Origin of the sequence: Streptomyces sp. NPDC005202, from assembly GCF_040608235.1 — a bacterium.
Taxonomy (GTDB): domain Bacteria; phylum Actinomycetota; class Actinomycetes; order Streptomycetales; family Streptomycetaceae; genus Streptomyces.
The window spans coordinates 376,954-402,810 of the sequence record NZ_JBEXHW010000001.1 but is presented as its reverse complement, the minus strand read 5'-3'; the positions used below and the strand labels follow the sequence as shown (position 1 = coordinate 402,810).

Annotated in this window: 29 protein-coding genes and 1 pseudogene; 16 read left to right on the top strand and 14 right to left on the bottom strand. The window is 70.6% G+C overall.

Going from position 1 to position 25,857, the window contains the following annotated elements:
* Window positions 1–91 precede the first annotated feature (91 nt).
* Window positions 92–826 (top strand): hypothetical protein, encoded by a 735-nt coding sequence (locus ABZV31_RS01895; RefSeq protein WP_355886727.1) that lies wholly within the window; start codon window positions 92–94, stop codon window positions 824–826.
* Window positions 827–828: 2 nt separating this feature from the next.
* Window positions 829–1,629 carry a hypothetical protein gene (locus tag ABZV31_RS01890; RefSeq protein WP_355886726.1) on the top strand — a complete coding sequence of 267 codons (801 nt, stop codon included), beginning with the start codon at window positions 829–831 and terminating at the stop codon, window positions 1,627–1,629.
* Here ABZV31_RS01890 and ddaH read toward each other — a convergent pair.
* The 12 genes from ddaH to ABZV31_RS01830 form a co-directional block, all read right to left on the bottom strand.
* Window positions 1,598–2,425: a dimethylargininase gene (gene ddaH / locus ABZV31_RS01885; RefSeq protein ID WP_355887560.1), complete on the bottom strand. Its 828-nt coding sequence runs from the start codon at window positions 2,423–2,425 to the stop codon at window positions 1,598–1,600. The two genes, ABZV31_RS01890 and ddaH, sit on opposite strands and share 32 nt — an antisense overlap.
* Before the next feature lie 116 nt (window positions 2,426–2,541).
* Entirely contained in the window at window positions 2,542–3,126 is a 585-nt protein-coding gene (locus ABZV31_RS01880) for a cupin (RefSeq protein WP_355886724.1), read from the bottom strand.
* 44 nt (window positions 3,127–3,170) lie between these two features.
* Complete coding sequence (locus tag ABZV31_RS01875) at window positions 3,171–3,893, bottom strand: SDR family oxidoreductase (protein WP_355886722.1); 723 nt, start codon at window positions 3,891–3,893, stop codon at window positions 3,171–3,173.
* Window positions 3,894–4,229: 336 nt separating this feature from the next.
* A complete protein-coding gene (locus ABZV31_RS01870; protein WP_355886719.1) occupies window positions 4,230–5,180 on the bottom strand; it encodes a hypothetical protein in 951 nt (316 codons plus the stop codon).
* Between the two features lie 62 nt (window positions 5,181–5,242).
* Complete coding sequence (locus ABZV31_RS01865) at window positions 5,243–5,953, bottom strand: SDR family oxidoreductase (protein ID WP_355886716.1); 711 nt, start codon at window positions 5,951–5,953, stop codon at window positions 5,243–5,245.
* A 9-nt stretch (window positions 5,954–5,962) separates the two neighbouring features.
* A complete protein-coding gene (locus ABZV31_RS01860) occupies window positions 5,963–6,733 on the bottom strand; it encodes an SDR family oxidoreductase (RefSeq protein ID WP_355886713.1) in 771 nt (256 codons plus the stop codon).
* 49 nt (window positions 6,734–6,782) lie between these two features.
* Window positions 6,783–7,535, bottom strand: coding sequence for an HAD family hydrolase (locus tag ABZV31_RS01855; RefSeq protein WP_355886711.1), 753 nt, complete (start codon window positions 7,533–7,535; stop codon window positions 6,783–6,785).
* Entirely contained in the window at window positions 7,522–8,556 is a 1,035-nt protein-coding gene (locus ABZV31_RS01850) for a hypothetical protein (protein ID WP_355886708.1), read from the bottom strand. The genes ABZV31_RS01855 and ABZV31_RS01850 overlap by 14 nt, the downstream gene beginning before the upstream one ends.
* Window positions 8,553–8,942, bottom strand: coding sequence for an L-rhamnose mutarotase (locus ABZV31_RS01845; RefSeq protein WP_355886706.1), 390 nt, complete (start codon window positions 8,940–8,942; stop codon window positions 8,553–8,555). The genes ABZV31_RS01850 and ABZV31_RS01845 overlap by 4 nt, the downstream gene beginning before the upstream one ends.
* Window positions 8,939–9,877: a dihydrodipicolinate synthase family protein gene (locus tag ABZV31_RS01840; protein ID WP_355886703.1), complete on the bottom strand. Its 939-nt coding sequence runs from the start codon at window positions 9,875–9,877 to the stop codon at window positions 8,939–8,941. The genes ABZV31_RS01845 and ABZV31_RS01840 overlap by 4 nt, the downstream gene beginning before the upstream one ends.
* 49 nt (window positions 9,878–9,926) lie before the next feature.
* Window positions 9,927–11,009, bottom strand: a complete 1,083-nt coding sequence (locus ABZV31_RS01835; protein WP_355886700.1) for an FAD-dependent oxidoreductase — start codon at window positions 11,007–11,009, stop codon at window positions 9,927–9,929.
* Complete coding sequence (locus ABZV31_RS01830) at window positions 11,002–12,333, bottom strand: SidA/IucD/PvdA family monooxygenase (protein ID WP_355886697.1); 1,332 nt, start codon at window positions 12,331–12,333, stop codon at window positions 11,002–11,004. Before ABZV31_RS01830 ends, ABZV31_RS01835 begins: the two co-directional genes overlap by 8 nt.
* Before the next feature lie 322 nt (window positions 12,334–12,655).
* Here ABZV31_RS01830 and ABZV31_RS01825 point away from each other — a divergent pair, with 322 nt between their 5' ends.
* The 6 genes from ABZV31_RS01825 (at window position 12,656) to ABZV31_RS01800 (ending at window position 21,329) form a co-directional block, all read left to right on the top strand.
* Window positions 12,656–13,033 carry a cupin domain-containing protein gene (locus ABZV31_RS01825; protein WP_355886695.1) on the top strand — a complete coding sequence of 126 codons (378 nt, stop codon included), beginning with the start codon at window positions 12,656–12,658 and terminating at the stop codon, window positions 13,031–13,033.
* Window positions 13,030–14,619, top strand: coding sequence for a class I tRNA ligase family protein (locus ABZV31_RS01820; protein WP_355886692.1), 1,590 nt, complete (start codon window positions 13,030–13,032; stop codon window positions 14,617–14,619). Before ABZV31_RS01825 ends, ABZV31_RS01820 begins: the two co-directional genes overlap by 4 nt.
* Before the next feature lie 4 nt (window positions 14,620–14,623).
* On the top strand, window positions 14,624–16,618 hold the full coding sequence (locus ABZV31_RS01815; protein WP_355886690.1) for an FAD-dependent oxidoreductase: 1,995 nt from the start codon (window positions 14,624–14,626) through the stop codon (window positions 16,616–16,618).
* Between the two features lie 104 nt (window positions 16,619–16,722).
* On the top strand, window positions 16,723–17,319 hold the full coding sequence (locus ABZV31_RS01810; protein WP_355887558.1) for a pyridoxamine 5'-phosphate oxidase family protein: 597 nt from the start codon (window positions 16,723–16,725) through the stop codon (window positions 17,317–17,319).
* Window positions 17,320–17,375: 56 nt separating this feature from the next.
* Window positions 17,376–19,226 carry an asparagine synthase (glutamine-hydrolyzing) gene (gene asnB, locus ABZV31_RS01805; RefSeq protein ID WP_355886688.1) on the top strand — a complete coding sequence of 617 codons (1,851 nt, stop codon included), beginning with the start codon at window positions 17,376–17,378 and terminating at the stop codon, window positions 19,224–19,226.
* Window positions 19,227–19,298: 72 nt separating this feature from the next.
* Window positions 19,299–21,329 (top strand): BTAD domain-containing putative transcriptional regulator, encoded by a 2,031-nt coding sequence (locus ABZV31_RS01800; RefSeq protein ID WP_355886686.1) that lies wholly within the window; start codon window positions 19,299–19,301, stop codon window positions 21,327–21,329.
* A 225-nt stretch (window positions 21,330–21,554) separates the two neighbouring features.
* Here the strand turns inward: ABZV31_RS01800 and ABZV31_RS01795 are convergent, their stop codons facing one another.
* Window positions 21,555–21,770 (bottom strand): integrase core domain-containing protein, encoded by a 216-nt coding sequence (locus ABZV31_RS01795; RefSeq protein WP_355886683.1) that lies wholly within the window; start codon window positions 21,768–21,770, stop codon window positions 21,555–21,557.
* A 23-nt stretch (window positions 21,771–21,793) separates the two neighbouring features.
* Between ABZV31_RS01795 and ABZV31_RS01790 the strand changes: the two genes are divergently transcribed.
* The 7 genes from ABZV31_RS01790 to ABZV31_RS01760 all read left to right on the top strand — a co-directional run bounded on the left by ABZV31_RS01790 (window position 21,794) and on the right by ABZV31_RS01760 (window position 25,125).
* Window positions 21,794–22,057: a Y4bD/Y4pK family protein gene (locus ABZV31_RS01790; protein WP_355886680.1), complete on the top strand. Its 264-nt coding sequence runs from the start codon at window positions 21,794–21,796 to the stop codon at window positions 22,055–22,057.
* 254 nt (window positions 22,058–22,311) lie between these two features.
* On the top strand, window positions 22,312–22,527 hold the full coding sequence (locus ABZV31_RS01785; RefSeq protein WP_355886677.1) for a hypothetical protein: 216 nt from the start codon (window positions 22,312–22,314) through the stop codon (window positions 22,525–22,527).
* A complete protein-coding gene (locus ABZV31_RS01780) occupies window positions 22,488–22,712 on the top strand; it encodes a helix-turn-helix domain-containing protein (RefSeq protein ID WP_355886675.1) in 225 nt (74 codons plus the stop codon). The genes ABZV31_RS01785 and ABZV31_RS01780 overlap by 40 nt, the downstream gene beginning before the upstream one ends.
* A 112-nt stretch (window positions 22,713–22,824) precedes the next feature.
* Window positions 22,825–23,604: a recombinase family protein gene (locus ABZV31_RS01775; protein WP_355886672.1), complete on the top strand. Its 780-nt coding sequence runs from the start codon at window positions 22,825–22,827 to the stop codon at window positions 23,602–23,604.
* Window positions 23,601–23,774 (top strand): hypothetical protein, encoded by a 174-nt coding sequence (locus ABZV31_RS01770; protein WP_355886670.1) that lies wholly within the window; start codon window positions 23,601–23,603, stop codon window positions 23,772–23,774. Before ABZV31_RS01775 ends, ABZV31_RS01770 begins: the two co-directional genes overlap by 4 nt.
* Window positions 23,775–23,783: 9 nt before the next feature.
* Window positions 23,784–24,002 carry a recombinase family protein gene (locus ABZV31_RS01765; protein WP_355886667.1) on the top strand — a complete coding sequence of 73 codons (219 nt, stop codon included), beginning with the start codon at window positions 23,784–23,786 and terminating at the stop codon, window positions 24,000–24,002.
* Window positions 24,003–24,051: 49 nt separating this feature from the next.
* The gene (locus tag ABZV31_RS01760) at window positions 24,052–25,125 is read left to right on the top strand and encodes a zinc ribbon domain-containing protein (protein ID WP_355886665.1); all 1,074 of its coding nucleotides are present in this window, start codon (window positions 24,052–24,054) and stop codon (window positions 25,123–25,125) included.
* Here the strand turns inward: ABZV31_RS01760 and ABZV31_RS01755 are convergent.
* A complete protein-coding gene (locus ABZV31_RS01755; protein WP_355887555.1) occupies window positions 25,108–25,488 on the bottom strand; it encodes a DDE-type integrase/transposase/recombinase in 381 nt (126 codons plus the stop codon). The genes ABZV31_RS01760 and ABZV31_RS01755 overlap by 18 nt on opposite strands.
* On the opposite strand from ABZV31_RS01755, the pseudogene ABZV31_RS01750 reads away from it, so the two are divergent.
* Window positions 25,480–25,850, top strand: a pseudogene (locus ABZV31_RS01750) (amidinotransferase); the annotation flags it as partial. The gene ABZV31_RS01755 and the pseudogene ABZV31_RS01750 sit on opposite strands and share 9 nt — an antisense overlap.
* Between the last annotated feature and the right edge of the window lie 7 nt (window positions 25,851–25,857).

Below are 25,857 nucleotides of genomic sequence, written 5' to 3'. Positions count from 1 at the left end.
ATTGGGTAACTTTTCAACCAGGGAGAACCGGGGGGTAGCCATCAATCGGGATCAGCCTGAAACAGGCAGTACACAATTTACTCACGACCCCGTGGAACACGCACTGCTGCAAGCGCGGAATCTAATCGATTCCGCCGTTCTTGAATTCCGTTCTCTTCCCGCGCCGCGTTTCGTGGAGTTGTCCGCCGACCAGCGGCAGGAGGCGCCCGGTGCCACCCTGACGGACCTGGTGGCCCAGGCCCGGCGCACCGTGCTGATCTCGCTGTCCGGCCGGAGCGGGCAGTTGGCGGCCGTACGCACCGTGCTGGGCGACCTCAGGGCCCGGGCCAAGACCGGTCCAGGCCGGATTACCGTCCGCGTGCTCGGGTCCGCCTCGGCACTGCGGGAGGTGCCAGCCTGGGCGGGGGCGGCCGACCTGGCGGAACTGCGGGTGACCAGCCACCCGCTCGCCGAGTCCTTGGTGGCGGACGTCGCGGAGGCGCTGATCCATGCGCCGGGCGACAGCACGGGTGGCCTGCTGGTTCGCGACCGGGCCACGGTCCGCGTGCTGGCCTCGCTGTTCATGGGGGCCTGGGACGCCTCGCTGCCCTGGCCGGATTATCAGATGCTGGACGCCTGTCTCGCCACCGACACCGCGCGTGGAGTCCTGGCCCGGTTGTATGCCGGCTCCACGGACGCGGTCGCAGCCCGTGAACTGGGCCTGTCCCTGCGCACGTACCGCCGGCACGTCGCCAGAATCCTGGCGTCTCTGGGAGCCAGTTCCCGTTTTTCCGGTGGTACCCGAGCAGGCGAATTACAGTTTTTTGACATGCATAGAAAGGAATAAACGTGTTGCCGACCACGAAAATTCTGGAGCAGGATCTGCTCAAGGTCCGGGGTCTGGTGGAATCATTGGCCGCACAAAGGCGTAGCCAGACGGTGAACGATTCACCCGTCACCCAGCTCTCCATAAGCCGAGAAGCCCTGGGCGAAGCGGCCGAAAACCTCATGTCCCAGGCTTCGGAATCCCTCTGTCTGATAATCGGCGAACGCTCCGAGACGACCACCGCCGTCGTTGCCGCCTTTCGCCGGATCGTGCCGATGCTGGCCGCAGACGTCACCGTACGGGCGCTCGTCCCACCGGTCACCCGGACCCGGTGCGCGCTCAACGCACTGTTTCCGGAAGAGGCCGAGGTGCGGCTCGCCGCGCTCTCGGGGCTCACCGCAGTCGTCTCCGACACGCAGTCGACACTGGTGTCGAACGCCCCAGGCGACCCGGCACTCATACGCAGCACGTCCGTGGCGACGAACCTGCGCGCGCTCTTCGACACCATCTGGCCGACCGCGACGGTACTGGACCCGCATCTGCGCTTCAGGGAACATGCCCAGGCCGAGGAATTGCGCCGCGTCCTCGGCTGTCTCCAGGAAGGGCTCATCGACGACGTCGCGGCCCGCAAGCTCTCCATGTCCGTGCGCACCTACCGGCGCTACGTCGCCGACGTCATGGCACTGCTGGGCACCAGCTCCCGGTTCCAGGCCGGCGCCCGGGCGATCGAGACGGGCCTGCTGCCACGGCGGTCGACGCGCGTAGCGGACAGGCCCGCCCCGGCGGACATCGTCAACCGCGTATCTCCAGCGTGCAGCACTTGACGCTGCCGCCGCCCTTGAGCAGCTCGGACAGGTCGAGGCCGATGGGCTCCAAACCCCGCTGCCGGAGCTGACAGCTCAGCTGCTGGGCGGCCTCGGGAAGCACCACGTGCAGGCCGTCGCTGACGGCGTTGAGACCGAAGACCGCGGCGTCCTCGGGCCCGACCAGCACGGCGTCCGGGAACAGCCGGCGCAGTACCTCCCGGCTGCCCGGGGCGAACGCCTCAGGGTTGTACATGATCTCGTCGCCGTCCAGCACGGTCAGCGCGGTGTCGAGATGGTAGTAACGCGGGTCGGTCAGCTCCAGTCCGATGACCGGGCGGCCGAAGAACTCCTGCGCCTCCTGGTGGCCTTCGGCGGTGCTGCGGAAGCCGCGGCCGGCCAGGATCCAGCTGTCGGTGACGAGGAAGTCGCCTTCGCCCTCGTTGACATGCTCGGGGTCGTGGGTCTCGGTGAAGCCGCGGGACCGGAACCACTCCAGATAGGCCGGGCCCTCGGCGGCGCGCTCCGCGTTGCGGAACCGGGCGCCGAGGACCTTGCCGTCCACCACGGTGGCGCCGTTGGCCGCGTAGACCATGTCGGGCAGACCCGGCAGCGGGTCGATCAGGTCGACGGTGTGGCCGAGTTCGCGGTACAGGGCGTACAGCCGCTCCCACTGGGCGACGGCCAGCTCGGCGTCGACCGGCTTGGTGGGATCCATCCAGGGGTTGATGGAGTACGTCACCTCGAAGTGAACGGGTCGGCACATGAGGTAACGGCGGGGACGGAAGGTGCGCTCAGGGATGGCGGGCGCGGTCATGGACGTCATGTCTCTCCAGATTCGGGGTGAGCAGGACTGACCCGGGGTGCGCGGCACGGTGGTGCTGGGCACCCCCGGCGCGAGCGGGAAGGGGGCCGGGACGCGGCGCCCGCGGGTCAGCGAGCCGTGGCCAGCAGCTCCTCCATGTGCGGGAACCGGGACGCGATCGGGTCGCCGGTGAAGGCCTCGTCCCAGTCGGTCTCGGCGACGTAGATGTGCAGGGCGGCGAAGTCGGGCGTCTCCCCCATGTCGAACCAGTGCCGTACGCCAGCGGGCGTGCACACCAGGTCGCCCGGCTCGGCGATCAGCACGTGGACGGTGTCGTCGTCGGCCAGCCGCAGATAGAAGCCGCACCGGCCCTGGGCGAAGAACCAGACCTCGTCCGAGCGGTGGGTGTGCTCGTTGAAGTAGCGGTCACGGGAAGCGCGGGCCTCGGTGGCCCACCGCGGGTCGGAGTCGTCCGGTGCCATCCGGACCACCTCGACATGTCCCAGGCCGGTCTCGGCGGAGAATCGGTCCGCCTCCGTCCGGTACAGGCCGAGCACGTCGTCGTCGCCGAAGCCGGCCGCCAGGTCCTTGAGGGTCCACCGCTCGAACCGGGCGCCGTGCGCTCCGAGTTGGGCCGCGATGCGGTCGGGGTCCTGGGTGGTAAGCAGCGGCTTCGCCTCGCCCGTGGCGGGCAGAACCTGGAGCAGTGTCATGGTAGTCGCCTTTCGATGGTGCGGACGTACGACACGGCGCCCGGTCAGTGGCCGGGCTCGAAGTGCAGCTGGCTGAGGAAGCAGTCCCGGGGCTGGTTGACGGCGAAGGTGACGCATTCCGCGAGGGACTGCGCGGTCAGGGTGTCCTTCGGGGTACGCGAGGCGCCCTCCCAGGCGGGCGACAGCGGGTCGATGTTGTCGAAGTCCGGCGGGAACAGGGAGATGACGCGGATGCCCTCCGCACGCAGCCGCTTGGACAGGATGCCGGTAAACGCGGCCTGTCCGCCCTTGGCCGCGTAGAACGCCTCGTGGCCCGCGCAGCCGGTGTAGTTTGGCGTCGCGGCCGCCGACACCAGGGTGACGATGTCTGGCCGCTGCGAAGCGCGCAGTAGCGGCAGGAAGTGCTTGACCATCAGGACGGTGCCTCCGGCGGACGCGGTGGTGGCGAGGATGTCGGCATCGTCCGCGATGGTCAGGTCCTCGCTCTCCAGCCAGTTGGCCCCGTTGTTGAGGAGTACGTCGACGGCGCCGGCCTTCTCCCGGACGCCGTCCGCGAAGGCGCGTACGGACTCCGGATCGGTGATATCGCAGGCAAAGGCGTGCACCCGGTCGCTGCCGAAGTCACGGATCTCCTGCTCGGTGCGGCGGGCGCCCTCCAGGTTGCGCGCGGAGAGGAACACCTCGGCGCCCTGCCGGGCGAAGATGATGGCCAGGGTGCGCCCGAAGTCCCGGGCGGCACCGGTGATGACGACGCGGAGGTTCTCCATTGCAGTGGTGCCTTTCAGGTCGCGAGCGGCAGTCCGCTCGTGCGGAGGATGGCCTGCACGGGGCGGCGGTGGCCCCGGATCAGCCGCGGTGCGGGGAACTGTCGGGGAGGGCCGCCGGCGCACGGGGTTCCCGGTCTGCCGAGGAGGAAGGCGCGTACACCGCGGGCACGACCGGCGTGCTGCGGATGTGGACGCAAGTGAAGCCGCGTTGCCGGAACAGGGGGGCGAGTCGGCGCCCGGAGGAGTAGGCGTCAACGGTGGCGACCCTGCGGCATGCTCTGGGTTCTCCCGTCGATTACTTGGAGGGGCATGCTCGTCGGCCGAGGAGGTGGGAGGTCACCGGCCGAGGGGCCGCCGGGCGTCGGCGGTGACGGAAAAGAGGCCCTCCCGATTGCGGTTCTGGCAGAACTCGACGTCGGCGAGCAGGATGTCCTCGTCCTGGTGCCTCAACAGGATGGCGCCCGCGCCGCCTTCACCGGTGGTCGGGATGATCGTCTCGCCCGGAGTTGGCAGGAAGATGTCACCGGCGTAGGAGCGCAACGCCCGGATCTCGTCCAGCCCTTCGATGCGGACCAGTCGGCCGCCTTCGCGAGCAACGAAGGCGTAGTCGGCGACGAAGCCCGGCTCGGTCGGCCGCCCGGCCAGTGCCCGGGAGCCGCCGGCGAGCGCGGCCGCCTGGTCGGGCAGGCCGAGCAGGGAGCAGAGATGCGGCAGGGGGTGGCCCGCAGTCCGGGCCGCGAACTTGACCACTTTCATGGTCCCGTCAGCGCCCGTGACCGCCTCGAACGTGACGGGTCCCGAAGCCAGGCCGACGCCCTTCACCACGGGCGACAGCCGGTGCGCCAGTTCGCGCTCTCGCGGCGAGCCGGGCGCGAGGTTCACCACGCTGGTGAGCAGTGACCTGGGGCCTTCCTCCAGCGAGAAGCACCGCCAGACGTCGGTGAGGTGGAGCACGCCGTCGAGGACGACACCGTTGACGAAGCACGGTGTGCCGGGCACATGGTCGTGGGCGACGATCCGGCCGCCCCAGTCCCACAGCCGCCGGATCTCGGGTTCCGGCGGCGCGGCTCCGGGCCGGACCAGCACGGCGGAGCCGGTGTCGTCGGAGATCTCCGGCCGCAGGACGACCGTACGGTCCCGGCGGGCCGCCAGGTGGGCGGTCAGCTCCGCCGGGCCGTCGAGGACGTGCAGGTCGAAGGCGAGTTCCGGGTCGGCGGCCGCAACGGCTTCGTGCTGACGCAGCTTGCTGGCCCACGGGTTGGCCACCACGGTGCCGGCTTCAGACACGGTCGTCTCCTTCGGGTTGGTCCGGTGGGGGTGCGGATCGCCTGCCGAGCCTGCGACCGGGCTTACGGCCAAGGAACGGTCAGAGAAGCCCCGTTGGGCTCCTTCGGCACCTGGTGCAGCAGATAGTCGGCCGCCACCTGTGCCCAGGCTTCGGGGCCCGGGTACTCGGTGTGCTCGTCCGGCAGACAGGTGGCGAGCATGGCGGTGTCCACGCCGCCGCCCGGGTCGACGGCGACGGCGGTGACGCCCGGCAGCAGTTGTTCGGCCTCCTGGGCGATGGCCCGGGTGAAGCCCTCGACGGCGAACTTGCTCGCGGTGTAGGCGGCCAGCCTGCCGCGCGGGTTGCGGCCCCAGCCCGAGGAGACGGCTACGAAGGTGCCGTCGGTCGCCATGCGGGGCAGGAAAGCGCGGGCCAGGGTGTAGACGCCGACGACGTTGACGTCGAGGGTGGTGCGGAAGTCGGCCGGGCTGGTTTCCCACACCGGGGTCTGGGGGCTGATGTACCCGGCGTTGGCGACGACCAGGGCGGGCGCGCCGAGTTGCCGTACGGTCTGCTCGGCCCACTGCTCTACGGCGTCGGCGTCGGTGACATTAGTGACGGTGATCAGGTGGCCCTCGCCGAGGTCGGCGCGGAGCCTGTCCAGGGCCTCGCGGTCGCGCCCGCAGCCGGCGACAGGGTGGCCCAGTGCGGCGAAGCGCCGGGCCAGGGCGGCGCCGAGGCCCCGGCTCACGCCGGAGATGATGACAGGCGTGGTGGTGTTGATGGAACCCATGGTGTTCTTTCAGACGGTTTGTTCGAAGTGGAACGCCTTGATGAAGCAGTCCCGTGGCTGGTCGATGGCGAACATGACGCACTCCACGAGAGAGTGGGCGGTGAGCTTGTCGCCCGCCCTGCGGGGCGCCGTGTCCCAGTCCGGGCCCAGTGGGTCCGGGTTGCTGAAGTCGGGCGGGTACAGCGAGATGACGCGCACGCCGTGCGGCCGCAGTTGGGGGGAGAGCAGGTCGGCGAGGCCGGCCTGTCCGTGCTTGGCCGCGTAGAACGCGGCGTGGGCCTGGGTACGGTGGTTGCCGGTGAGCCCGGCCGACGAGATCAGGTTGACCACGTCGGGCCGGTCGGACTTCAGCAGCAGCGGCAGCAGGTGCTTGGTGACGAGGACGGTGCCGGTCACGGTCGAGGCGACCGTGGCGGCGATGTCCTCGTCGTCGGCGGAGGAGAGGTCCTCGCCGGGCAGCCAGCGGGCCCCGTTGTTGACCAGCACGTCGATGTGGTCGGTCACCGTGGCGATCTCGTCGGCAAAGGCGCGGACCGACGCCGGGTCCGCCAGGTCGCAGCGCAGGGCGTGGACCCTGTCGGACCCCAGGCCGCGGATCTCGTCGGCCACGTGCTCGGCCGCCGCCAGGTCCCGGGCGGAGAGCAGAACTTCGTCGCCCCGGCGGGCGAAGAAGAGAGCGAGCGTCCGGCCGAAGTCCCGGCCGGCTCCGGTAATGACCACGCGCTGGCCGCGGGGCTCACGGCCGGCGGGTTTGGCCTCGTTGCCGTTCTGAGGTGTCACTGTGGGGTTTCCCGTGTTCGTAGTCGGTTCAGGGTGTGCAGGGCTCGAGTCAGTGCCCCGGAGGACCCTCGTACGCCCCGGTGCCGATCAGCAAGCCGTCGGGGTCCAATCCGGCCGCGACGAGGGAGCTTTGGCCGTCCGCCCCGTCGAGCACCTGAGCGGGCGGGAAGAATCCGTGTCCGGTGACGAGCACGAAGCCCATGCCGACCGCCTGGGCGGCGAGGAGGTCCTGCCGCGAGTCGCCGAGCAGGACCGCCTCGCCGGGGGCGGCGCCCACGGCGGCGAGCGCCGTGGACAGCCGCCGCGCCTTGGGCTCCTCGCCGCCGAGCACGGCCCGGAACTCGCCGGCCAGCCCGTGTCCGTCCAGGACCCGTTCCGCCTCGGCGGTCAGGGTGCCGGTGGCCACGTACAGCGGCAGGCCGCGCCCGGACAGGCCGCGGACCAGCCGGTCGGCGTCGGGGCACAGCGGCGCCTTGGGGTAGCGCTCGGCGAGCAGCTCGGCATAACCGCCCGCGTAGCGCTGGTAGAACGTCTCGAATCCCTCCCCCGTGGCCTGTTCTCCGCCCAGGTGGTCCTGGTGGAAGGCGAGGAAGTGCTCACGGCGGGAGCGGCCGAAGGTCCGGCGGAACTCATGGACGTAGGGGTCCACGAGTTCCGGTCCGAACTCCGCCAGCGCCTCGCGTACGCACTCCACCTTCAGCTCGTTGGAGTCCACGAGCACACCGTCGAGGTCGAACACGACGAGACGGTGGGTGGTTAGCGCGTGTTCGAGGCGCGTGCCGGCATGGTCAGACAGCGGCATGGCGGAGCGCGTCCTCCAGCGACGCCGCGGCGAACGACGTCTTGCGGTTCTGGGCGAGGAAGTCCAGGGCGCGCAGTTTGACCTCGAGGTCCCGCTCCAGGCTCTCCTCCAGACGCTGGACGTAGGTCGGGTGGATCCGGCGCATGCCCGCGATGGCGTAGAGCGCGCTGGCGCCCCAGTGGTACTTGTGCATGAGCGGTTCGAAGCGCCGGGCCACCAGGTCCAGCATCGGCTGCAGCGCCCGCTGGTCCGTGCCGAGCGCCGCCAGAAGCTGTTCGGTCCTGGTGTTGCCGGCGCCCCGGCCCATGCCAAGGACGGTGGCGTCCAGCCAGGTGGCGCCCGCCTGGGCGGCGGCAAGGGTGTTGTGCAGCGCGAAGCCCTGGTTGTCGTGGCCGTGCAGGCCCACGGGGGCGGCCTGGCCGGCCCTGAACCCCTCGACCAGTTCGGTGATCCGGGGGGCGTGCAGGGAGCCCAGGGAGTCGGCGACGTACAGCGACTCCAGCGGGCCCAGGCCGGCCACCAGGCGGACCAGGTCCGCCACTTCGGCGGGGGTCGCCAGGTCCACCTGCATCAGGTTCAGGCAGACCCCGAAGCCGGCCTCGCGCAGGGAGTCGACGGCTTCGGCGACGCCAGCCGTCCCGCTGTGGTGGACGGCCACACGGACCAGGTCGACCGGCAGCGGCCCGTCGGCCAGCAGCCTGCGCAGCCGCGGGCCGGCCTCGGCCGCCGGGACCTCGGCCAGCGCGGTCGCGTCCACCATGACGGCGAAGCGCAGCCGGTGGCCGTCGGGCAGGGCGTCGCGCAGCGCGGGCGTGACACCCGACGGGAAGCTGCCGTACGGACCCCGGTCGCTCGGGGTGAACTGGGTGTAGCCCAGCTCGACCACGTCCACGCCGGTCGCCACGCAGGCCTTGAGGTACTCCTCGACGAGGGTGTCCTCGAACTCCCAGTTCGTGTAGTAACCGCCGTCCCGCAGCGTGCAGTCCAGGACGGTGACGTCCTGGCGGGCCACCGTGCTCACTTGTCCTCCAGGTCCGGAAGGGTGTTGGTGAAGTCGACGTGGTGGATGCGGCGCATCGGCGCCCAGTTGAGGCGGCCGTCGTTGCCCGGGTGCCGGACCAGGAGGCTGCCCTCGCCGTCGTGCATCATGTCGTCCCACTCCTGGACCCGGGGGTGCAGGTCGTTGGCGCGCAGGAAGTCGTGCACGGGCTCGAAGTGGTCCTCGGCCTCGACGTACATGAAGAGCGTGAGCGGGTCGATGTAGAAGATCTGCAGCTTGCGGACGCCGATGGTCTCCAGGGCGCCGCCCGCTCCGACGACCTCGGGCCACACCTCCCGGTGGAGCGCGATGTACTTCTCCGCAGCGGCCTCGTCCCGGAGGCGGATGGTGAAGGCGTGGTTCTTCATGGAGCGAGCTCCTTCGCAAGGGTGAGCAGGTGCCGGTACGTGCGGTGGACCTCGGTCCAGGACTCGTCGTCAAGGACGTGGCGGCTCGGACCGCGGACATGGGTGGTCTTGATCAGGCCACGTTCTTTCAGAAAGCGCTTGGCAATCGACAGGTAGTAGTCGGTGCTGTTCATCATGTGGCACATGAGGTACGACAGCGGGTAGCCGATCCGTTCGGCCTTCTCCCGCTCGCCGGCCTCCAGCAGCCGCCACAGGGTCACCACGATCTCGGCGATCTCCGTGGCGGGGATCGTTCCGGCCAGGCCCCGGCTGTGACAGTCGAGGAGCATCATGCCGCCGTCGCCCTCGAAGATGCGGGCCCGTCCGCCGCTGGCGTCGCGCAGCTCGCTGACCCTGGGCGGCGAGGGCTGGGCCTCGGGCTTGAACAGCACCCGGTCGGGGCCGTACCGCTCCAGCATCCGGACCTGGGCGGCGATGGTCAGGGGCTGCTTGGCCAGGCTCTTGGCGTGATGGATAATCACGGGGATCCGGACCGACTCCACGACCCGGGTGAAGTACTCCACCATCCCGTTCTCGTCCAGCGGGATCGTGGCCGGGTGCATGACCAGCAGGGCGTCCACCCCGACGGACTCGGCGTGCCGGCTGTACTCGACGGCCGCCTCGGGCGTCTCGGCGCCGGTGCTCATCACGGACGCACCCCGTCCGGCGGCGGCCTTCGCGCTGAGCTCGGCGACGCGCAGCCGCTCGGTGTGCGTCAGCCGCAGCACCTCGGAGACCTGGCCGACCACGAACCCGTCGCAGCCGACGTCGAACATGTGCTCCGTCTGGGCGAGGAAGTCCTCCTCGTCGAGGGCGCCGTCGTCGGTGAACGGCATGATGACGACCGGCAGAACCCCCTTGATCTCCCTGGTCCCGTCGGGCCGTTGCAGACTCATCGGTTCTCTCCGTTCCCGTCGCGCCGCCTCTGCGGCCTCGTCCGGCCGGTCATTCCAGACCGGCCAGCGTTGCGATCTCGGCGGCTGCCCAGGGCGCCATCTTGAATCCGCCCCCGTTGAAGCCGGTGGCCAGCAGCAGCGCAGGGGCGTCCGGGTGCGCCGTGACACGGGCGCGGCCGTCCGGGGCCCAGCACTCCGCGGCGCGCAGCCCGCCGAGGTGGCGGCTGCCGGGGAGCCATCCCCAGCGCCGGGCGCCCGCCGCAGCGGCCAGCCGGGACTGGGCCGCGTCCACCTGCTCCCGGCCGGGTGGCGAGGGCAGCCGGTGGTGCGTGGGGTGTCCGACGTAGACTCCGCCGGAGCCCGGGTCGGGCCGGCCGTTGACGTCGAACTCCTCGTCGGTGTAGGCGGGTTGGTCGGGCACCGGCGCCTCGGGTTGGTACAGCTCGACCTGTACGGCCTGAGCCCACAGGTCGTGTGCCAGGCCCCAAGAGGTCAACAGGTGCGCGGTGGCGGCGCCGGTGGCCAGTACCACCCGGTCGGCACGGACCGCTCCGGCGCTCGTACACACCCCGGTGATCCGGCCGTCGCCCGAGCGCATGAGGCTGTGCACGGCGATTCCTTCGAGGACCGTGCCGCCCCGGCGCTGGCCGGCGCGCAGGAAGCCGCGGGTCACCTCGGCCGGGTCCAGCCAGCCGGACTCCGGCTCCCACACCGCCCCGCGGCCGGCCGGCCCGGCCAGCAGGTGGCCGAAGTGCTTGGTCACCTCCTCGGCCTCCAGCCAGGTCACGGGCAACTGAGCACCGAGCCGGGCCGCCTCCGCTCGTGCGCCGGACGTGCGGTCCGGGGCCGGCAGGTACAGGAACCCGCTGGTGTGGAAGGCGGCCGGTTCCCCGGTGTGTTCGGCGAAGCGGCGGAAGTACCGCCAGCCGGCCGCCGCCCGGTCGGAGAGGACCGGGTCGTCGTGGTGGCAGCGGACGATGCCACCGCTCCAGGCCGTCGTACCCAGCCCGACACGGTCCCGCTCGACCAGGGTCACGCGGGCGCCGCGGGCGGCCAGTTCGTGGAAGACGGCCGTACCGACCACTCCAGCGCCGACCACGACCACATCCGCCCCGTGGACAGGGTCAGTCATGCCTCGCACCTTCCAGGGCGAGCGGTTCGTCGTCGCTGTACACCGCCGCCTCCCGGTGCTCCAGCACGGAGCGGAGGATCTCGCCGGAGCGGACCGCGACCATCGACAGCAGCGAGGACGTGATGCCGTGCGTGTGCTCGGTGCCGCCCTGGACGTAGATCCCGGCGTTCTCAAGGCCGTCCACGGTCAGCCGGTAGTCGCGGCCGACGCGCAGCCGTCCGGCGGCGTCCCGGGCGCAGTACGGAGCCAGGCCGCCGAGCAGCGGCAGCGGGTCTTGCTCGTCGTAGCCGGTGGCGAAGACGGCCGCGTCGGCGGCGACCTCCTCCTCCGTGCCGGTGGCCTGCGAGCGGACGCGGACGGTGACGCCGGCGCCCTCGTCCCGTATGTCGGTGACCTCGCTGACGCCCCGTACGTGCAGGCGGGTGCGGCCGCGCACCTTCTCCTGGTACGCCCGCCGGTACAGCTCCTCGATCAGATCGAGGTCCACGACCGCGTAGTTGGTGTTGCGGTGGTAAGTCATCAACTGGTTCTTGGCGGCCTCGTCGGCGTCGTAGTAGACGTCAACGGCCTCGGGGTCGAAGACCCGGTTGGCGTACGGGCTGTCGTCGGCCGGGCTGTAGCCGTAGCGGGCGAAGACCGCCTCTACGTCGGCCTGCGGATAGGTGCGGTGCAGGTACTCGGCCGCCTCGGCGGCGCTCTGTCCGGCGCCGACCACCACGAACCGGCGGACGTCCGCGGTCCGCCCGGCGAGCCGGGTCAGCAGCTCGCTGCTGTGCCAGACGTTCGCGCCGGCTTTCACCCCGTCGGGCATCCGGGGCCGCAGGCCACAGGCGACGACCACATTGCGCGCACGGTGCACGGTGCTGCCGCCGGGGCCCGGGACGACCACCTCTAGCAGGTCGTCGACCGCGCGGACCTCGGTCACCTCGCTGGAGTAGGAGACCAGGTGGTCGACCCCGGCCGCCGCCCACTCGAGGTAGTCGTGGAACTCCTCGCGAGTGGGGTAAAGGATCTTGTGGTTGATGAAGTCCACCAGCCTGCCGCGTGCGTGCAGGTAGGGGACGAACCCGAAGCGGCTGGTCGGGTTGCGCAGAGTGGCCAGATCCTTCAGGAACGACACCTGCATGGTGGCGCCGTCGATGAGCATCCCCCGGTGCCAGCCGAAGCTGGGCTGCCGTTCCAGGAAGAGTGCGGTGACCGCCTGGTCGCGTGGAGCGCTCTCATTGTGCTCCTCAAGGGCGATGGCCAGGGCCAGATTGGCCGGCCCGAAACCGATTCCCACAACGTCGTAAACCGGCGAGAAATTGTCGCGCGGATTCCCCATCAAGACATTTCCCTTCCCGTCGGGCCGTTGGTTCGATATACCATTGCCCGAGGCGAGTCAGAAGCTATCCCGGATCCCGGCCGAGTAGCGGACAGGTGGCGGAGCGTGGCAGCGAGCTGCCATCCGACACGCGTCACACCCTGCCAACTGGTCAAATATGACCGACTATTTCATCCTTCGTCGGTGACACCTTCCTGCAAGGTCACCTGAGTCCGCTGGCTCAACGCCTAGGTTGCCACGCACAGTTGACCGGGACAGGAAAAGGCGTGGAAATGTCCCCGGCCTACTGGTCGAGCGATCCTTTACGGGATATGGATAATTCATGATCACCAAATTTCGGATACATGAAGGCGCCGCTGTCAGCGAGTTCGGCATGGCGTGCCAGCGGATCATTCCCTGGCAAGCACAGGAGGATCAGGAGGAACCGCCCTTCGGCGGCATGGCCTGCTTCTTGCCGGCCGGCGCCTCCTCGGACCCCGACTGCCACGACCAGGACGAGATCATGGTGGTCCTCTCCGGTTCCGGAAGCCTCGACCTCGGCGGCGACAAGGCCGAGTTCACGACCGGAGACGTGATCGTCCTGCCTCGCAACAAGGAGCACGTCGTGCACAATCCGGGATCCGAGACCCTGACCTGGCTCTCGGTCTACTGGCCGCTGCACGAGCCGAAGCGGATCGAGGGTGCGGAGGTGACCGCGTGAGCGCTCCGGTCTGGATCACCGCCACCCCGCCCACCCCCAACGGCGACCTGCACGTCGGTCACATCGCCGGACCCTACGTCGCCGGCGACGTACTGCGCCGCTTCCTCGCCGCCGACGGGGTCGAGGTCCGCTACACCACCGGCCTGGACGACCACCAGAGCTATGTACCGGTGCGCGGTCTGAAGGACGGCGGGCGCACCGGCGAGGAGGTCGCCGACGGCTACGGCGCGTCCATCGTCCGGGTCTGGCAGCAGGCCGAGGTCGGTTTCGACAACGTGGTGCATCCGCGCAAGGAGGACGGCTACCTCGCCTACGTCCAGGACTTCCTGCGCCGCCTCTACGACGCCGGGCACGTCGTCGCCCGTACCCGGCCGCTGCCGTACTGCACCCCGTGCGAGCGCTGGCTGTACGAGGCGTACCTGACGGGCAAGTGCCCGCACTGCGGCTCCTCGTCCAACGGCAACGCCTGCGAGCAGTGCGGCCACCCCAATGACTGCGCCGATCTGGCCGAGCCGCAGTGCACTGTCTGCGGCGCCCCGGCCGAGATACGCGACGCCGCCCGGCTGTACTTTCCGCTGGCACCGCTCGCCGACCGGCTGAAGGCGTTCTGGGCAGAGGTCGACATGCCGCCGCATCTGCGGGTCCTGTGCGACCGGATGCTGGCCGACGGGCTGCCGGAGATCGCGGTGAGTCACCCCGGCGAGTGGGGCGTGCCAGTGACCGTGCCCGGCTTCGAGGACCAGCGGGCCTATGTGTGGTTCGAGATGGCGCCGGGCTATCTGTGGGAACTGCCCGCACAGGAGCGGGAGAAGGGCAACTGGCCCGCCCCCGTGCAGTTCTTCGGCTTCGACAACGGCTACTTCCACGCGGTGCTGTTCCCCGCCCTGTACGCCGCCCTGCACCCCGAAGCCGCCCTGGCGCGGGCCTTCGTGGTCAACGAGTTCTACCAGCTGGAGGGGCTGAAGTTCTCCACCAGCCGGCGGCACGCCGTCTGGGCCCACGAGGCGCTCGCCGAGGCCGGCTCCGACATCCTGCGCCACCATGTGCTCGCCGACCGGCCCAACGGACGCCAGACCAGCTTCACCCGCGCCGACCTGGCACGCACCCAGGAACTGCTGACCGTCCAGTGGAACGGCTGGCTGGAGCGGCTGTTCGCGGCGGTCGCCCGCGACAGCGACGGCCGGGTCCCCGAGGAGCGGCCCGAGGGACCCGCCTGGCAGCGGCTGCGGGCCCGGATGGAGCGCACCGTGGCGGAACTGCGCGAGGCCTACAGCGTCGAGGGCTTCGACACGCGCCGTATCGTCGCCCTCCTCGACGAGGTCGTCGTCGGCGTGAACGACTTCTGGTACGTCCACGAGCACGAGCGGGACCGCTCGCCCTCCGCCCACCGTGCCGCCCTGACCGCCCAACTGGCCGTCGCCGGCGCCCTGTCAGCGTGGGCCGCGCCCGTCATGCCGGCCGGCGCGGCACGGCTCGCCACGCTGCTGGGCGAGGACGCGGACCGCGCGGTCGACGCCGCCGCGCTGACCCCGCCCCCGGCGGGCCGGCCGCTGACCGTGCCCGACCGTCCGGTCTTCGGTGACTGAGGTCATGACACGACAGGATGACACCGAAGTGCGACTCGCCGTCGTCGGACCCTTCAGCGGCCCGCGGGCGGCCTGGGGCGAGCTGCTCACCCGGGCCGCCGCCGACCACAGCGATCCGGGCGTCGTCTGGGAGTTTCACGACGACCGGGGCGACGCCGACGCGGCCGAACGCGTCGCGCGTGCCCTTACGGCGGAACCCGAGCCCGTCGTGCGAGCCGTCATCGGGCACTTCAACAGCCTGGGCGCCGCACGGGCCCTGCCGCACTACCGGCAGGCCGGTCTCCCGGTGCTGCTGCCGCTGGCCACCGACCCGGACCTGCTCGCCTCCGGCGGCGGCGGAGCGCTGCGCTGGTGCCCGCACGACCTGGGTCAGTCCGCTGCGATCCGCCGGGCCGCCCAGGACCTCGGCATCGGCACCCTGGCCGTCGTCGACGACGGCAGCCCCTACGGGCGCCGGCTCGCCGAGCGATTCGTCGCCCTGTCCCCGGACCCGGCCGCGGCGGGCCAGGCTCTCGTTGTCTGCGGCACCCACCACGGCGCAGCCGACATCGCCCGGCGCCTGCGCGCGGACGGGCACGACGGACCGCTGTTCTTCACCGACGACTGCGCCGTACCCGAATTCGCCGATCTGCTCAGCGACGTGGCGTATTCCGCCCGGGTCGTACGGCTGCGCGGCGGCCCGCACCTCCAGGTCGAGGCGGCCTTCGCGGCGCTCGTACGAGCCCTGCACTCGGACCCGGCCGCCACCGGTGACCGGCTCCTCGCGGCCGTCCGCGCGGTCGCCCGCTTCTCCTTCGACGCTGACGGCGATCCCGTCGACGCGGACGACGACGCCGGCTGGGAGGTCGTCCCGGCCACCCTGCTCTCGGCCTCAGCAGCACCACGCCCGACGGGCACCCCGGTCACCGGCTACGACGTCGTGGTCGTCGGCGCCGGTGCGGTGGGCGCCGCCACTGCGGCGGAACTGGCCGCGGCGGGCCTCACCGTGGCGGTCGCCGACCTCGGTCCCGACGCCGGGTCGGCCACCCGCGCCTCCGGGGGCCTGGTCCGGGCGTACGAACCGGTGCCCGTCGTACGCGCCCTGGCTGTGCGCAGCCACCAGTTGCTGTGGGGCACCGCCTCCCCGCCCCGGTCGGCCGGCTTCCGCCGCACCGGCTCGGTGGTGCTGCTGGGCCCCGACGACGTCGCCGAGGCCGAACGCGGCATCAGCGAGTTGTCCGCGGCCGGTATCAAGGCGGACCTGCTCACGCCCCGCGAACTGACCGCACGCTGGCCCGACGTGACGGCGGACGGCGTCGCCGCCGCGGTGTGGGAACCGGGCGGCGGCTACGCCGACCCGGCCAGCACTGCCGCGCTGTATCTCGCCCGGGCCCTGCGGCACGGGGCCGTCCTGCTGCCCCCAGGACCGGTGCACGCCCTGGAGCCGCACCGGCGCGGGGTGCGTGTGTGCACCCCGGCGGGCGCGCTGACCGCCCGCTGTGCCGTGGTGACGGCGGGCGGCGGGACCCCGGCGCTGCTCGGCGACCGGCTGCCGCCCCGCCCCGGCAGCCCGGCCCCGCGCACCAAACGCATCCGATACGCCTTCTTCCGCGGACCCGGCCGGCCACTGCCCGCGGTCAGCGACCTGACCTGCGGCATCTGGGGCCGCCCGCAGCTGGACGGGCCGTTCGCCGGCGGCCAGCTGACCGGCCGACCGGTCGAGGAGTGGGACGTGTCGGCCAACGACGGCGACGCCCTCACCGACGAGCAGATCGCCCACATTCGCGCCGGGGTCGTCCACCGCTGGCCCTGGGTCTCCCGAGTGCCTTACCTGAGCGGGCGGTTCGGGGCAGACCTGTACCATCCAGACGGGCCGTTCCTGGGCCTTCTTCCCGGTGAGCCCCCGGTCGTGGTGGCCGCGTGCTGGTCTGGAGCCGGTTTCAAGACGGCGCCGGGTGCCGCCGAAGAGGCGGCGGCCGCCGTGCGGTGCCTGCTGCAGTGGCAGGGCGCCACGCCGTGACCGCTCCGCCCCCAGCACACAGCGAAGGTGACACCTTGAGCACTTCCCCGCGCCAGCCCCTCGGCGCCGAACTCCCGGTCACGGACCGGACGCGTCTGCGCCGCATGAAGGAGAAAGGCCGCACCGCCCGCGCGGACCTGGACGCCGTCCTCGCCGCCGGGTTCGTCTGCCACCTCGGCGTCGTCGTCGACGGTACCCCCGTGGTCGTACCCACCGTGTACGGCGCCGCCGCGGACACCCTCTACTTCCACGGCTCCGTCGCCGCGCGCAGCCTGACCTCGGCCCCAGGCCAGACCGTCTGCGTGACCGTCACCCACGTCGACGGGATCGTGCTGGCCCGCTCGCTCTTCGAGCACAGCATCAACTACCGCAGCGCCATGATCTACGGCGTCCCACGCCCGGTCACCGACCCGGAGGAGACCCTGGCCGGGCTGCGCCTGATCACCGAGCAGGCCCAGCCCGGCCAGTGGGACTACGCCCGCCACCCCAGCCGCAAGGAACTGGCCGCGACGACGCTGCTGGCCCTGAGCCTGGAAGAGGCGTCGGTCAAGGTACGCACCGGACCGCCGGACGATGGCGACAGCCCCGACGCCGCACTCGGCCTGTGGGCGGGCGTCATTCCCGTGCACCTCGTACGCGGCACCCCGGTGCCCGACCCCGCGCTCGCACCGGACATCCCGCTGCCCCACCACCTCGACTGACGCCCCCGCCCGGGGTCCGAGACGTAGTACGACGACACACAGAAAGGCGAGACGCCATGTGCGGTCTGAGCGGTTGGGTCTCCTACGGACGGGACCTGCGAAGGGAGCGGGAGCAGGAGACGGTCGCCGCCATGACCGCGACCATGGCCTGCCGCGGCCCGGACGACTCCGGAGTGTGGACCCGGCCGCACGTGGCACTCGGCCACCGCCGGCTCGCCGTCATCGACATCGAGGGCGGCCGCCAGCCGATGTCCTACGACACCGGCGGCGGCGAGGTAGCCCTCGCCTACACGGGCGAGATCTACAACTTCATCGAGCTGCGCGACGAACTGCGCCAGCGCGGCCACACCTTCCGCACCCGCAGCGACACTGAGGTCGTGCTGCACGCCTACCTGGAGTGGGGCGAGGCGCTGGCCGATCGGCTGAACGGCATGTACGCCTTCGTCGTCTGGGACGGCCGCACCGAGCGGCTGCTGCTCGTCCGGGACCGCCTCGGCGTCAAGCCGCTGTACTACTACCCGACCCAGGACGGGGTGCTCTTCGGCTCCGAGCCCAAGGCCATCCTCGCGAACCCCTACGCGGAGAAGGCCGTCGACCTCGACGGGCTGCGGGAGGCGTTCTCCTGGATCCGCACCCCTGGGCACGCCGTGTGGCGCGGCATGCGGGAGGTCCGGCCGGGCACCCTGGTTACCGTCGACCGCGGCGGCGAACGCACCCACACCTACTGGAAGCTGGAGGCCACCGAGCACACCCACGACAGGGCCGCCTCTGTCGCCCGGGTGCGGGAGCTGCTCACCGACATCGTGCGCCGCCAGCTGGTCACCGACGTGCCGCGCTGCACCCTGCTATCCGGCGGCCTCGACTCCAGCGCCATCACCGCGTTCGCCCAGCGGGAACTCGGCGACAGCGAGCAGATCCGCAGCTTCTCCGTCGACTTCGCCCGGCACGAGGAGAACTTCACCGCCGACCCGTTCCGGGCGGACGCCGACGCCCCGTTCGCCAAGGAGACCGCCGCGCACTGCGGCACCGCGCACGAGAACCTCGTGTTCGACGCCCAGAGCATGGCCGATCCAGCCGTACGGCGCGCGGTGGTGGCCGCGAAGGACCTACCGACAGGGTTCGGCGACGCCGACAACTCCCTCTACCTGCTGTTCAAGGCCATCCGCAAACGTTCCACTGTCGCCCTGTCCGGAGAGTCCGCCGACGAGGTGTTCGCCGGCTACAAGTGGCTGCACCAGCCCGAGGCCCAGCAGGCCGGCACGTTCCCCTGGGTCGACCACACGCATGTGACCAGCCCGCACACCGGCACCGGGGTGTACGACAAGGGCCTGCTGGCCGCCCTCGACCTGCCCGGCTACATCCGCCAGCGGTACGCGGAGGCGGTCGCGGAAGCCCCCCGGCTGGCCGGCGAGGACGCGTTCGAGGCGCGGATGCGGCTGGTGTGCTACCTGCACCTGACCCGGTACCTGCGCATCCTGCTGGACCGCAAGGACCGGCTCAGCATGGCCGTGGGCCTGGAGGTCCGGGTGCCGTTCTGCGACCACCGGCTGGTCGAGTACGTCTTCAACACGCCGTGGTCGATGAAGACCTTCGACGGCCGCGAGAAGAGCCTGCTGCGGGCGGCCTCCGCCGATCTGCTGCCGCGTTCGGTGGCGGAGCGCCGCAAGGCCCCATACCCGTCCACCCGCGACCCGTTCTACACGGCCGCGCTCCAGCAGCACGCCAAGGAGGTGCTCGCCGACCGGGGTCACGCCGTGCACACGCTCACCGACCAGGAGTGGGTGCAGCAGACGGTGGCCCGGACCGCCGACGAGGTCGACGGCACGACCCGCACCGGCCTGGAGCGCTGGCTCGACTTGGCGACCTGGCTGGAGATCCACGCCCCCCGGCTGGTCCTGTCGGACTGAGCCCACACAGTCGGCCCGACGCACCGATCGTCGCCGTCCGGGCCGGCGAGATCCGAGACAGGGAGGCGAACGATGAGTCAAGCATCGATCAAGTTCCGCATTCTAGGGCCGGTCGAGTACCACGACGGAGAGAATTGGGTCCCCATCAAGGCCGCCAAGCAGCGCACGCTCATGGCACTACTGCTCCTGAACGCGAACCATCTGGTTCCCGCACAGCAGTTGCACTCGGAGCTGTGGAGCGACGGTCCGTCGAGCCACGTGGGCAGCTTGCTGGCCGGCTGTGTGTGGCGGCTGCGCGCCGCCATCGGTGACTCCGCCGGGGAGACCCTTCTCACCCGGCCCGCCGGGTACCAACTGGCCGTGCCGTCCGGGGGGCTTGACCTTCACGAGTACGAGTCACTCGTCGCCTCCGGCCGCATGCAGCGCGCCTCGGGGAATCTGGTCGAGGCCATGAAGTCCTTCAGCGCCGCGCTCGAACTCTGGCGGGGCTCTCCCCTCGCTGACGTTGCCCTCACCTCCTCGATCATGGCCGAGTCCGCGCGTCTGGAGGAGTCCCGGCTGGCGGTGATGGAGGCGAACTTCGGCGTGCAAATCGCCTTGGGGCAACACGAGGACGTACTGCCCGAACTCAAACTCCTGGTCGCCCAGCATCCGTTGCGGGAACGGCTTCACGAGCACCTGATGATGGCGCTGTACCGGACCGGGCAACAGGCCGAGGCGCTGGGGGCGTACCGGGACCTCCACCACCTGCTCGCCGACGAACTGGGTATCGATCCGAGCCGGCCACTGCGCGAGCTTCAGCAGCGCATCCTGGAAGAGGATCCGCGTCTCAACGACCGGGGCGCCCTACATGGCGCGACGGCATCCGGTCCCATGGAGCCTGCTGTGTCCTCGGAGGCGGCATGGTGTCTGCTCCCGCACCAACCCTCGCTGTTCGTCGGCCGGACGTCCGAACTGGCCACGATCGTCGGGCCCTTGGCGGAGGGGCGCCCGGCGGTCGCGATCCACGGGCTGGCGGGCTCGGGCAAGAGCGCCTTGGCAATCGCGGCTGCGCATGCCGCGGCCGGTAATTTCCCCGGCGGGCAGGTCTATGTGGACATGCGGGGTACCACAGGCAGCTCCGCCCTGCGGCCCGACCAGGCGATGCAGCTTGTTCTGCGTTCGTTCGGAACAGAGCAGGGGAGCGGTGGCGCGGCGGCGCCGCATACGTGGGCCGGTCCGGCCGGGGGCAGGGCTTTGATCGTGCTCGACAACGTCCGCGACTCCGACCAGATCCAGGGATTCCTCTCCGCGCCGCCTGGCTGCTCGCTTCTCATCACGAGCCGATCGCCCATAGGAGGCATGGACGGCCTCAGGCATCTGCGTCTGGGACGGCTGACCGTGTCCGCCTCGATCGACCTGCTCCGGCAGAGCGTTGGCGTACCGCGCATCGACGCGGAACCCGCCTGCGCTTCCGAACTCGCCAGGTCCTGCGATTACTTGCCCTTCGCGCTCCGCCTTGCCGCCGACCGACTCGCGACACGGCCTGACTGGTCGGTCGGGGACTTCGCACGGTATGTGGCCGAGCCGCACCAGCGGCTCGACTTCCTGGCCGGCGGCAACGTCAGCCTGCGCGACTCACTACTGGCGAGTCTCCCCCTTCTGTCCGATGAGTCCGGCGGGACGGCAGTGACAGCGGTGACGGCACTGCGGAGACTGGGCTTCCTAGATCTGACCATCGTCACCGTCGAGGCGCTGGCAGTGCTTCTCGGTACAACGGAGGGTGAGGCGCACAAGATCGCCGAACGGCTTGTCGATGTCGGGCTCATCGAATCGCTCGCGATCGACCGTTACCGCGTTCCGCAGAGTGTCCGGGCCCTGGCGCGAGAGATCACAGGATCGGACCACGAGGCCGCCGAGGCTGTACAGCGCGTTGTCGACCACTACGCCATTGCCGCGTGGGAACAGACGAGGCTGACTCCTGGAGCCTGGTACCGCCGAGAGCGGGAAACGCTCACCGCCCTGGTCACGCGTGACAGGACCGGGACCTTGATCGAATCCCTTGGCAGAATGCGTTCCATGTTGAGCGCGAGCGGATCCCGCTCGGCGCACATGCAGTCTTAACTCTCTTCGACAGCAATGAACTGATGCGTGTCGGTCTGCGTACGCTGCTGGACAAGGGGCCGGACATAGATGTGGTGGGAAAGCTGCCCGGATCTGCGAGATCGGCGACATCATCCGGCGAACCCAGCCCGACGTGGTTTTCGGTGAGACGTCCATCTCCTCGTATGCCGCCAAGGACGGGACCGTGAGCTTGTTCCGCTTTGACGGACACCATCGGTGTGGTGGTCAGGCCGCCATTGCGGCCTCGTAGTCGGCGGGACTGCGGTAACCGAGGCTGCTGTGCAGTCGGTGCAAGTTGTACCAGCTCTCAATCCACTCAAAGATCGCGGTGTGGGCGGCGGACCTGCTCGGCCAGGGCTGGGTGCCGATCAGCTCGTTCTTCAAGGTGGCGAAGAACGACTCGGCCAGCGCGTTGGCGTGATCCGTCGACTGCTTCTGCATCCGACTCTGGAGACGGAGCTCAGGTGCGGGTGACGCACCCCTTCCACCCGCTGTTCGGGCAGGAGCTGGAGTTCATCGAGCGTCGGCAGTGCTGGCGCGGCGACCGGGTGTACTACTTCGACGAGGTGGGCGGCCGGTCGCGGATCCCGGCGGAGTGGACGTCGGTGGCGCCGGTGGACGTCTTCGTGGTGGCTGCCGAGGGGACATGCCCGTTCCGTACCCAGGATCTGGTCGAGCTGGCCGGGCTGGTCGACCGGCTGCGGGGTGTCGGGGAGATGACGCCGTGAGTGTCGCGTGGTTGACCCCGCACAGGCGGTCGCACTGGGGCCCGCTCGGGGGCGCGCGATGGGTGGGCATGTGCGCTGGCCTGCTGCTTTCGCTCCGGATGTGCCCGTATCGGGTCTTGGCTGGTCGGGGTGGTGTCGTAATCCTGGTGACGAGTCCTTCGAGGGGAGGCGGGCATGGCGACCAGCGCCGTGAAGTTGGAGTCGTTGCGGAGTCGCGGACGCTCAACCCGCGTCCCGAGGCGGTTACCGACGAGGTGTTCGCCGCTTCGCAGTTCCTCGACCCGTACGACTTGGTGCAGGTGAAGTACGAGATGGTGCGCCGGGTGCGGGTGGACAAGGTGCCGGTCGCGAAGGCGGCGCGGGCGTTCGGGTTCTGCCGGCAGTCGTTCTATGCGATCGCCGCGGCCCAGCGGGCGGACCTGCCGCTTTGGTGCCGGGCAAGCCGGGGCCGAAGGGGCCGCGCAAGCTGACCGAGCCGGTCATGCGCCACGTCGAGGCCCTGCTGGAGGCGGATCCCGCCCTCGGCGCAAGGGAGTTGGCCCCTGCGGTGGCCGAGGAGTTCGGGCTGCGGGTGCACCCGCGCTCGATCGAGCGTGCGCTGGCCCGGCGCCGGGAGAGCCACAACCAGGAGGCGGATATACCCGCCGCCATCTGAGCCGGCCGACGCGAGAGCTGTGTCCGCTCACTACGAGCGGCTGCGGTCCGCGGTCCTGGGCGGCCGGGGCAGCGGTGGGGAGCACGGCTTCGCGGTCCTGGTGCGTGCGGGGATGGCCGCCTGGAGCCGGGTGGTCACCCAGGTCGCAGCCGCGGCCCGGCCCTCGCCGCCCCTGTCGACCGGGAACTCACCGGGCTCGGAGCTCGTGGACGCGCTGGCCCAACTCGTCCTCGGACGGCTCCAGCCGCCCTCAGCCCGTCATCGTCATCGTCATCGTCATCGTCATCGTCATCGAGTGTGTCGCGGCCGGGGAGGAGGCAGCGCGGTGAACATGGAACCGTCCGGGGCGGGAAAGGTGACCGCCAATCATCTTCGGCGCAGCGCGTACTTGTATGTCCGTCAGTCGTCGTTGAAGCAGGTCGTGAACAACACCGAGTCCACGCAGCGGCAGTACGCGCTGCGTGGCCGTGCGATCGCGTTGGGCTGGGACGCGGGGCAGATCATCGTGATCGACACCGATCAGGGGCAGTCGGGGGCCTCGGCCACCGGCCGGGACGGCTTCCAGCGCCTGGTCTCGGAGGTGTCGATGGGACGGGCCGGCATCGTCCTGGGTTTGGAGGTCTCTCGGCTGGCCCGCAACAACACCGACTGGCACCGGCTGTTGGAGATCTGCGCGCTGACCGGCACGCTCATCCTGGACGAAGACGGCCTCTACGATCCCCGCGCCTTCAACGACCGGCTCGTCCTCGGCCTCAAGGGCACCTTGTCGGAGGCCGAACTCCACCTGCCAAAGCCCGGTTGCGTGGCGGGCAGCTGTCCAAGGCCCGGCGCGGTGAGCTCAAGCAGTCGCTGCCCATCGGTTACATCCATGATCCGTCCGACCGGATTGTGAAGGATCCCGATGCTGCTGTCCGTGCGGCGGTCGAGCGCGTCTTCGCCGTGTTCGCGGCGACCGGCTCGGCCCGCCAGGTGGTCACTGCCTTCGCCCGCGACCACCTGTCCTTCCCCGCCCGCATCCGCACCGGGCCGCACCGCGGCGAGCTGGTGTGGGGGCCGCTCTAGCACTGGCGCGTGCTGTCGCTCTTTCACAATCCCTGCTACGCGGGTGTGTTCGTCTATGGACGTCGCCGCGGAACGCGTACGACCAAGGGCAAGGCGGCTTGGATCCAGGTGCCCCGCGATCAGTGGGACACGATGATCCCCGACCATCACGAGGGCTACCTCTCCCTTGAGCAGTGGGAGGCCAACCAGCGCGCCCTCCCTCGAGGCGAACGCAGCCAGCCGCGGTGAGGACCGCAAGGCCGGCCCGGCCCGCGAGGGCCCGGCCCTGCTGCAGGGGATGGTGATCTGCGGCAAGTGTGGCCGCCGGATGACCGTGGGCTACCGCCAGTTCCACGGCGAGCTCTTCCCCGACTACCGGTGCATGACCCGCGCGATCCAGGACGGCGGGCGCGTCTGCGAACGCCTGCCCGGCAAGGCCATCGACACCGCCGTCGCCGGCCTCCTGCTCGAGACGCTCACCCCGCTCGCCATCGACGCCGCCTTGCAGGTCACCGACCAGCTGGCCGCCCAGGCCGAACAGGCTGACCGGATGCGCGCCAGCCACATCCAACGCGCCCAGCACCGCGCCGATCTCGCCCGCCGCCGATACCTCGCCGTCGACCCGGACAACCGGCTCGTCGCCGACGCCCTGGAAGCCGACTGGAACCAGGCCCTGCGCGAGGTCACCGATGCCAAGGACGCCTACGACCGCACGAAGGCCGAGACCGCCCCGCTTGAGGCCGCCGTCCGCGAACGGCTGGCCACCCTCGCCGCCGACGTCCACGCCCTGTGGGCCGACCCGGCCACCCCGACGCGCGAGCGGAAACGTATCGCCCGCCTGCTGATCACCGACGTCACCCTGACCCGCACCGCCACCGAGACCGTCGCCCAGGTCCGCTTCTCCGCCGGCCAGCACCACCGGCTCGCGATCCCGCTGCCGCTGGTCGGCGGCAAGGCGTGGCAGACCCACCCCGACACCGTCGCCCTCGTCGACGAGCTGCTCGACCACCACACCCACCGCGAGATCGCGGCCATCCTCAACGAGCGCGGACTGACCAGCGGCAAGGGCCTGCCCTTCACCGAACTCCTGGTCCGCGACATCCGCGACAACTACCGCCTCACGCACCGCTTCGACCGCCTGCGGGCCCAGGGCCTGCTCACCCTCGAGGAATACGCCGCCACCGTGGGCACCACCACGCAAACCGTGAAGATCTGGAGGCGGGCCGGCCTGATCGAGGGCGTGCCCTACAACGACAAGAACTGCTACCTCTACCCGCCGCCTCGCCCCGACGCCCCACGGGTCGCCATGGGCGTCAAGCTCACCGACCGCCTCGCCGCCCACCAAGCGGCGGCTTCAACCGCACCATCGTAAAGGAGCGCAGTGTGATGACAACGGTTTGTCCCAGCACTGGCCGGTGCGGCCGACGGACAGCCGGATGCCCAACTTGCCTGCCAGCAGGGCAAATTCATGGCTGGTGTATTGGCAGCCACGGTCGGAATGGAAGACCACCGGCCCTGCCGGGCGGCGCCGTCGGCAGGCGGACCGCAACGCGTCGGCGACCAGCTCGGTGCGCAGGTGGTCGGCGGTGGCCCAGCCGACCACTCGCCGGGAGGCGATGTCGATGACGGTGGCCAGGTAGAGCCAGGCCTCCTGGGTTGGGATGTAGGTGATGTCGCCGCACCAGCGGGCGTCGGTCGCGGTCGGGTCGGGCCGGAAATCGCGCCCGAAGCCCAGGAGTTCTTCGGTGCCTCGTGACCTCCCTCACCCTGGTCGACCCGAGGTACTACCACCTGGACACAGCCCTCGCGGTGCTCTCGGACGACGAGATCATGTACTACCCGGAGGCCTTCACCGAGGGCAGCCGGGCCGTGCTGCGCGAGATGTGCCCCGACGCCATCCTCGCCACCGCCGATGATGCGGCCGTCTTCGGACTCAACGCCCTCGGGGACGGACTCCATGAGCTGTTGCCCGAAGCGGCCCGTGAACTCGCCGATCGCCTGCGGGAGCGGGGCTTCGAGCCGATCGGCGTGGATCTGTCCGAGCTGCTCAAGGACGGCGGCAGCGTCAAGTGCTGCACTCTGGAGCTGCGTGGCTGAGTGACAA

Bases quoted from the DNA above. Each gene is read 5' to 3' on its own strand.
- ABZV31_RS01810 (WP_355887558.1), top strand. From the start codon at position 16,723: ATGAAGGAGAAAGGCCGCACCGCCCGCGCGGACCTGGACGCCGTCCTC.
- ABZV31_RS01875 (WP_355886722.1), bottom strand. From the start codon at position 3,893: ATGGAGAACCTCCGCGTCGTCATCACCGGTGCCGCCCGGGACTTCGGG.
- ABZV31_RS01830 (WP_355886697.1), bottom strand. From the start codon at position 12,333: ATGGGGAATCCGCGCGACAATTTCTCGCCGGTTTACGACGTTGTGGGA.
- ABZV31_RS01865 (WP_355886716.1), bottom strand. From the start codon at position 5,953: ATGGGTTCCATCAACACCACCACGCCTGTCATCATCTCCGGCGTGAGC.
- ABZV31_RS01840 (WP_355886703.1), bottom strand. From the start codon at position 9,877: ATGAGTCTGCAACGGCCCGACGGGACCAGGGAGATCAAGGGGGTTCTG.
- ddaH (WP_355887560.1), bottom strand. From the start codon at position 2,425: ATGACCGCGCCCGCCATCCCTGAGCGCACCTTCCGTCCCCGCCGTTAC.
- ABZV31_RS01880 (WP_355886724.1), bottom strand. From the start codon at position 3,126: ATGACACTGCTCCAGGTTCTGCCCGCCACGGGCGAGGCGAAGCCGCTG.
- ABZV31_RS01760 (WP_355886665.1), top strand. From the start codon at position 24,052: ATGGTGATCTGCGGCAAGTGTGGCCGCCGGATGACCGTGGGCTACCGC.
- ABZV31_RS01800 (WP_355886686.1), top strand. From the start codon at position 19,299: ATGAGTCAAGCATCGATCAAGTTCCGCATTCTAGGGCCGGTCGAGTAC.
- ABZV31_RS01825 (WP_355886695.1), top strand. From the start codon at position 12,656: ATGATCACCAAATTTCGGATACATGAAGGCGCCGCTGTCAGCGAGTTC.
- ABZV31_RS01795 (WP_355886683.1), bottom strand. From the start codon at position 21,770: ATGCAGAAGCAGTCGACGGATCACGCCAACGCGCTGGCCGAGTCGTTC.
- ABZV31_RS01775 (WP_355886672.1), top strand. From the start codon at position 22,825: ATGGCCGCCTGGAGCCGGGTGGTCACCCAGGTCGCAGCCGCGGCCCGG.
- ABZV31_RS01815 (WP_355886690.1), top strand. From the start codon at position 14,624: ATGACACGACAGGATGACACCGAAGTGCGACTCGCCGTCGTCGGACCC.
- ABZV31_RS01835 (WP_355886700.1), bottom strand. From the start codon at position 11,009: ATGACTGACCCTGTCCACGGGGCGGATGTGGTCGTGGTCGGCGCTGGA.
- ABZV31_RS01855 (WP_355886711.1), bottom strand. From the start codon at position 7,535: ATGCCGCTGTCTGACCATGCCGGCACGCGCCTCGAACACGCGCTAACC.
- asnB (WP_355886688.1), top strand. From the start codon at position 17,376: ATGTGCGGTCTGAGCGGTTGGGTCTCCTACGGACGGGACCTGCGAAGG.
- ABZV31_RS01845 (WP_355886706.1), bottom strand. From the start codon at position 8,942: ATGAAGAACCACGCCTTCACCATCCGCCTCCGGGACGAGGCCGCTGCG.